This is a genomic window from Rhodococcus sp. C26F (assembly GCF_053345925.1).
Window position 1 is genome coordinate 54,659 of the sequence record NZ_JBKFBA010000018.1, and the last position, 7,021, is coordinate 61,679.

At 67.2% G+C, this 7,021-nt stretch carries 5 protein-coding genes and 2 tRNA genes; 3 read left to right on the plus strand and 4 right to left on the minus strand.

Annotation, left to right across the window (positions count from 1 at the left end):
• Nucleotides 1-27: 27 nt before the first annotated feature.
• Nucleotides 28-100 (minus strand) — tRNA-Lys (locus ACLBYD_RS18215).
• Nucleotides 101-358: 258 nt separating this feature from the next.
• Between ACLBYD_RS18215 and ACLBYD_RS18220 the strand changes: the two genes are divergently transcribed.
• Both ACLBYD_RS18220 and ACLBYD_RS18225 read left to right on the plus strand, forming a co-directional pair.
• Nucleotides 359-1,579, plus strand: coding sequence for a L,D-transpeptidase (locus ACLBYD_RS18220; RefSeq protein WP_447817537.1), 1,221 nt, complete (start codon nt 359-361; stop codon nt 1,577-1,579).
• Between the two features lie 17 nt (nt 1,580-1,596).
• Nucleotides 1,597-2,742 (plus strand): lipase family protein, encoded by a 1,146-nt coding sequence (locus ACLBYD_RS18225; protein ID WP_447817538.1) that lies wholly within the window; start codon nt 1,597-1,599, stop codon nt 2,740-2,742.
• 158 nt (nt 2,743-2,900) lie between these two features.
• On the opposite strand, the gene ACLBYD_RS18230 is transcribed toward ACLBYD_RS18225, so the two are convergent.
• The 3 genes from ACLBYD_RS18230 to ACLBYD_RS18240 form a co-directional block, all read right to left on the minus strand.
• Nucleotides 2,901-2,973, minus strand: a tRNA-His gene (locus tag ACLBYD_RS18230).
• Between the two features lie 86 nt (nt 2,974-3,059).
• Entirely contained in the window at nt 3,060-3,659 is a 600-nt protein-coding gene (gene orn / locus ACLBYD_RS18235; protein ID WP_024100533.1) for an oligoribonuclease, read from the minus strand.
• A gap of 72 nt (nt 3,660-3,731) precedes the next feature.
• Complete coding sequence (locus tag ACLBYD_RS18240; protein ID WP_447817539.1) at nt 3,732-5,222, minus strand: flavin-containing monooxygenase; 1,491 nt, start codon at nt 5,220-5,222, stop codon at nt 3,732-3,734.
• 273 nt (nt 5,223-5,495) lie between these two features.
• Between ACLBYD_RS18240 and ACLBYD_RS18245 the strand changes: the two genes are divergently transcribed.
• A partial coding sequence (locus ACLBYD_RS18245) for a helicase HerA-like domain-containing protein (RefSeq protein ID WP_447817540.1) occupies nt 5,496-7,021 on the plus strand: 1,526 nt, incomplete at its 3' end.

Below are 7,021 nucleotides of genomic sequence, written 5' to 3' on the forward strand. Positions count from 1 at the left end.
GACACTGGGTGTCCGGCCTTCGTGTTGTGCGCCATCAGGGACTCGAACCCCGAACCCGCTGATTAAGAGTCAGCTGCTCTGCCAATTGAGCTAATGGCGCTTGACGATCTGTTCCCGGGATGCCGTCCCAGCAACGAAGAGAACATTACACACCGTCGCGCGACGCACCAAATCGCCTGGTCAGAATGTTTTCTGTAAGGTCGTCGATGTAACGGATCGGACGGTCGGAGCGATTGTCATTCGAACGTTACCGACGTACGGGGGAGTCGCGTCGGGTCGGCCGCAAGAGGGGCTGGCATCATCGTGTCCGGTGTTGTGACGTGCGTTTTCGGTGCCTTGGGGGAGGCGGGATCGGAGTATGGAAGTGGCGGAATCAAGTGCGGGGAACCCCCGGGGTCGTCGGGTACGGGGAATCCTCGGAGTGGTCGTCGTCGGTGTTGTTGCGTTCGTCACGGGATGCGCCGGCGGTTCGGGAACGGGCGCCGAGGAGGTGCCCATCGATTCCAATCCCGTGGCCGCGCTGATCAAGCCGACGGTGTCGTCGAGTGTCGCCGACGGCTCGGTCGGCTTCTCGCCGATCGACCCGGTGACGGTCTCGGTGGTCAACGGCAAGCTCGACTCGGTGACCCTGCTCAACCCCGCAGGCGAGCCGGTGCAGGGCGAACTCGCTGCGGACGGACTCACCTGGGTGAACACCGAACCGCTCGGCTACAACCGCTCCTACACGCTCGAGACCGTCGCGTACGGGCTCGGCGGCGCGACCACCTCGACGGCGTCGTTCACCACGTCGTCCCCGGCCAACCTCACCCAGCCCTACGTGCTGCCCGGTGAGGGGTCGACCGTGGGCATCGGTCAGCCGATCGCCGTGCAGTTCGACGAGAACATCCCGGATCGGCTCGCGGCCGAGGCGGCCATCACCGTCACCACGAACCCGCCCGTCGAGGGCGCCTTCTACTGGGTCAACAACCGCGAGGTGCGGTGGCGGCCGGAGAACTACTGGGTGCCCGGCACCGCGATCACCGTCGATGTGAACGTCTACGGCAAGGATCTCGGCGACGGCCTCTTCGGTCAGTCCGACGTCCACTCGTCCTTCACCATCGGCGACGCGGTGGTCATCACCGCGGACGACGCGACCAAGCAGGTCACCGTCACCCGCAACGGCGTCGACGTCATCACGATGCCGACCTCCTTCGGCAAGGACTCCACGCCCACACCCAACGGCGTCTACATCATCGGCGACCGGTTCGAGTCCATGATCATGGACTCGTCCACCTACGGCGTCCCCTCCGACTCGGCGCAGGGTTACCGCACGCCGGTCGAGTGGGCGACGCGGATGTCCTACAGCGGCATCTTCTTCCACTCCGCCCCGTGGTCGCTCGGCGACCAGGGTGTGCGCAACGTCAGCCACGGCTGCCTGAACCTCAGCCCCGCCAACGCCAAGTGGATCTTCGACAACACCAAGCGCGGCGACATCGTCGTGGTCCGCAACACCGTGGGCGGTACTCTCCCCGGAACGGACGGACTCGGTGACTGGAACATCCCGTGGTCGACGTGGAAGGCCGGCAATGCTGCGGCGTGACGGGTGAAGGGGGATCGATGGCCGTTCGGGGGAGATGGTTGAGCGCTGCCTGCTGCGGTGCCGTACTGCTTGCAACCCTGACACCGACAGGGGCGGCGGCCTCGCCGGTCGCGTCGTCGACCGCTCCGGCACCGGGTTCGGTGGTCTCACAACAGCCGCTGCCCGACGAACTGTCGGTGCCCGGTGCCGCGACGGCCACCAAGCTCGAATACTCCACCGAGTGGCGGTCCGGTGAGCCCACCGTCGCCACGGGCGCGTTGTTCCTGCCCGAGGGCGACGCCCCCGAGGGTGGCTGGCCCGTCATCGCCTGGGCACACGGCACGACCGGCGTGGGCGACGACTGCGCACTCACGACCCGCACGCCGCGTTCCGATCTCGAGCGGACCTATCTGCAGCACTGGCTCGATTCCGGGTACGCGGTGGTCTCTGCCGACTTCCCGGGTCTGGGCTCGGAGGGGCTCCACCGCTATCTCGACGGCCCCAGCGCCGCGAACAGCATCGTCGACATCGTCCGGGCCGCCCGCGACGGCGGGGCGCCGCTGTCGGAGAGTTGGATCGTGATGGGGCAGTCGCAGGGAGGGCACGCGGCGCTGCACACCGCCGCGATCGCGACCTCCCGCGCTCCCGAACTCGACTTCCGCGGAACGGTCGCTACGGGCGCCCCGGCGAACCTCGAGCGGGCCTTCACGATCGGTGTCCCGGGCTTCCCCGATCCGGGCCTGTGGGGCCTCGTCAGCTTCAGCGGGTACATCTTCGCCGGGCTGCGCGACGCCTACCCCGAGGTCGACGTCGAGGGCTACCTGACCCCGATCGGCCGTGAGGTCGTCGATCGCGCCGAAGAGCTCTGCTACGACGATCTCGAGGAGTCGGTGCGCGACATCCCGGTCGGGGATCTGCTCGCGCGCCCGCTGGCCGAGGGCCCGATGCCGGCGCTGCTGGCCGACTATCTCGCCGCTCCGGTGGACGGCTACGACCGGCCGGTCTTCCTCGCGCACGGCATCCACGACGTGATGGTCCCGTTGCCGCTGTCCGCGGCGCTCGCCGCCGATATGAAGGCCGCAGGGGCGGACGTCGACTACCGCGTCTATATGGCCGGGCACTACACGACGGTGGAGCGCTCCCGGGCCGACGTCGACGCCTTCGTGACGCGCTCGTTCGAATAGACCGGCCTCGCGCCCCGAACCGGGCCTTGCGCGCGCTGCAGCGGCGGCGAACCCCGGTTCGGCGCGCGCGAGGAGCCCTGCGCGTGAGGAACCGCTGTGCGCGAGGATTCTTCCGGGAACGAGAAAACCCCCNAAATCCGATCGGGGGCTCTCTTCGGGGTGAGTGACGGGACTCGAACCCGCGACAGCCAGGATCACAACCTGGTGCTCTACCAACTGAACTACACTCACCATCGCATTCGCAGGCAACCTCTCGGTCGCTTGCGCCTGCGGTACAGATACTAGCCTGACGAAGACGAAAAAGACGAATCGGCTGGTCAGGCCGGTCCCAGGTCCTTCACGACGGCTGCAAGATCGGCCGGAGTGGGGCCGGGAGGCGCCACGAAGGCCGTGCGCCGGTAGTAGCGCAGTTCGCGGATCGACTCCTTGATATCCGCGAGCGCCCGGTGTGACAGCCCCTTCTCCGGCTGACCGAAGTAGATGCGCGGATACCAGCGCCGGCACAGCTCCTTGATCGAGCTGACGTCCACCATGCGGTAGTGCAGGTAGTTGTCGAGCTCGGGCATGTCGCGGGTGATGAACGCGCGGTCGGTCGCGATGGAGTTGCCGGCCAGCGGCGCCGTGCCCGCCTCGGTGACGTGCTCGCGGATGTACGCAAGGACCTGTTTCTCTGCTTCGGCGAGGCTGACCGTCGAGCGGCGCACCTCTTCGGTGAGGCCGGACCGCTCGTGCATCTGCTGCACGACCTCCGGCATGTCGGCGAGGGCGTCGTCATCGGCGTGGATCACGATGTCCACGCCCTCGCCGAGCACGTTGAGGTCACTGTCGGTGACCAGAGCTGCGATCTCGATCAGTTTGTCGCTGCCGAGACGCAGCCCCGTCATCTCACAGTCGATCCATACGAGTTTGTCCTGCACGACAGACAGACTATCCATCGACGCCGCACCCACGAGGCGCGGCGTCGACGGTCCGGGACGAAATGTGCACCGTCACGCCTTCACGGCGACGGTGCGCGACGCGGCCGGGCGGGCGGGACGACGTGCCGCCGGGGTGTGCTGACGCTCGAGGGTCCGGCCCTCCGAGGTCACTTCCGGGGCGGTGAACCGCCCCTCTGCGGTCACTTCAGGGGCGGTGAAGTCGTGCCGCAGGAAGGACTCGGGGGAGTCGTCGAGGATCTCCATCCACGGTGCCGGGAGCGGCGGAGCGACGGTGCCGGTGAGCGTCGAGGGGTAGCTGTTGTTGCGGTAGCCCATGATGTCGCGCTTCTTGTCCTGCTTCCACTGCTTGAACACCTCGCCCTGGCGTTCGACGTGGAACTCGGGGTAGTCGGTGCGGTCGACGAGGTCGCGAATGTAGGCGGCCTGGAAGTCGATGTCCTCCACCGGCGACGACAGCTTCTCCTCGCGAGCTCGCCAATGGTCGATGTCCTGTTCGCGGGTGTCGAAGTCGGGCAGGTCGACGCGGCCGAGCATGAAGTCGCGTGCGTACCAGGCCTGCGCGTCGAACATGTTGAACGTGAAGTACTGGTCCTGCGCGCCGAGGTACATCAGCTTCGGGTTGCGCTGGAAGAAGATGCCCTTGTAGATGTCGCGCGGGTAGAGCCGGTTGCCGGTGCGCAGTGCGAGTTCGTCGGGCAGGAACGGGTAGTGGTGCTTGTACCCCGTACACAGCACGATGGCGTCGACCTCGCGGGTGCTGCCGTCACGGAAGTGGGCGACCTTGCCGTCGACGTGGGTGAGCAACGGCACCTCGGAGAACTGCTCGGGCCAGTCGTGACCCATCGGTGCGCTGCGGTAGCTGAAGGTGACCTGTTCGGCGCCGTACTTGATGCACTGCGTTCCGATGTCCTCGGCCGAGTAGCTGCTGCCGACGAGCAGCAGTCGCTTGCCGGCGAACTCGCGGGCGTCGCGGAAGTCGTGGGCGTGCAGTACGCGTCCCGGGAACCGGTCGAGGCCGTCGAAGTGGGGGACGTGCGGGGTGGAGAAGTGTCCGGTGGCGACGACGACGTAGTCGAACTCGTCGGATTCCAGCGCACCCCGGTCGTGGTTCATCACCGTCACGGTGAACTTCTGTGTCTCGTCGGACCACTCGACCCACCGCACGGCGGTGTTGAACCGGATGTACTTGCGCACGTCGCTCTTCTCGACGCGACCCATGATGTAGTCGAGCAGGACGGCCCGCGGCGGGTACGACGGGATGGGACGTCCGAAGTGCTCCTCGAAGGAGTAGTCGGCGAATTCGAGGCATTCCTTCGGGCCGTTGGACCACAGGTAGCGGTACATGCTCCCGTGGACGGGCTCACCGTTCTCGTCGAGTCCCGTGCGCCAGGTGTAGTTCCACATTCCTCCCCAGTCGGGCTGCTTCTCGTAGCAGACGATGTCGGGGATCTGCTCCAGACCGGCCTTCCGGGCTGCTTCGAAAGCGCGCAGCTGCGCGAGTCCACTGGGACCTGCTCCGAGAATGGCGATCTTGGGCGTCAATGTGTTTCTCCTGTGTTCGTGGAATATGTCGCGTAATTCGTTGCTAGCACACGTCGTTGTTTTTGCGAACGATCCTCGCGTCGCCGACGGTGCGGATTCTCTCGGAGAAAACGCAGGTCAGCGCGGTCTGTCGAGTGGTAAACCTCGTCGACACCGTTGTGAGCGGAATCACTGTAATGCGACAATTCTGGCACCCGATAGAAATGGTCCTTCCGTGGGTTCGACGGCCCGGTACCGTCGCGGTGGGCGAGGTCGAGGCCGGAGGGGGCGAGCATGACCGACAAGCCGGAGAACACTGCCGCGACCATCGCGGCCGGGTACGAGGTGATCGGCGAGGCGCTGGAACTGGGCACCGTCGTGCTCGACGGCGTCGCCGATCCCGAGGCGCCGGTGCGCATCCCGCTCGCCACACTCAATCGTCACGCGCTGGTCGCCGGTGCGACCGGCACGGGCAAGACCAAGACGCTGCAGCTCATGGCGGAACAGCTGTCGGCGGCGGGGGTTCCGGTGGTGATGGCCGACATGAAGTCCGACCTCTCGGGTCTGTCGGCCGCCGGCGAGCCGGACGATGCGGTGATCACCCGTGCGGCCGACACCGGCGACGAGGACTGGACGCCCACAGGACATCCCGTGACCTTCTACTCACTCGGCACCGACGGGGTCGGTATCCCCGTCCGCGCCACCGTCACCTCGTTCGGGCCGCTCCTGCTCTCGAAGGTCCTGGGGCTCAACGCCACTCAGGAGTCCACCCTGGGGCTGATCTTCCACTGGGCCGACCGCAACGGCCTGCCGCTGCTCGATCTCGCCGACCTGCGGCAGGTGATCCGGCACCTGACGAGCGACGAAGGGCGCGACGCACTCGACGACCTCGGTGCCGTGTCGGCGGCGGCCGCGGGGGTCATCCTCCGTGCGGTCGTCGACCTCGAGAACGCGGGCGGAGACGGGTTCTTCGGCGAACCCGAACTGGAGGTCGAGGACCTGCTGCGGGTGATCGGCGGTCAGGGCACGATCAACCTGTTCGAGTTCGGCGACGAGGCCACCCGACCGGCGCTGTTCTCGACCTTCCTGATGTGGTTGCTCGCCGACCTGTTCCAGTCGCTACCGGAGGTCGGCGACGTCGACACCCCGCGGCTCGTGTTCTTCTTCGACGAGGCGCATCTGCTCTTCACCGATGCGTCGAAGGCATTCCTGCAGCAGATCGAACAGACGGTGAAGCTCATCCGGTCCAAGGGCGTCGGGGTGGTCTTCTGCACGCAGTCGCCCACCGACATCCCCCGGAACGTGCTGTCACAGCTCGGAGCGCGGATCCAGCACGCGCTACGTGCCTTCACGCCCGAGGACGAGGCCGCGCTCGCGAAGGTCGTGCGCACCCTCCCGAAGACCGACGCCTACGACCTCGCCGACGCTCTGACCGGCCTGGGGACCGGTGAGGCGATCGTGACGGTCCTGTCCGAGCTGGGTGCGCCCACGCCCGTGGCCTGGACGCGCCTGCGACCGCCGCGTTCGCTGATGGGCACGGTGGGGGAGAGCGCGATGCGTGCGTCGGCGCAGGCGAACCCGCTCTACGGCAAGTACGGCCGCACCATCGATCGTGAATCGGCCTACGAGAAGCTCACCGCGTCGGTGGTCGGGGCGACCGACGTCGAACCCGTCCCGGACGTGCCGCCGCAGGCGCCGGACGACACCGGGGTGTCGGTCGTGGAGCAGGTGCTCGGCAGTGCGGCGGTGCGCAGCTTCGTCCGCTCGGCGGCGTCCGCGGCCGGCCGGGAGATCGGCCGGAGCCTCTTCGGCACGGGACG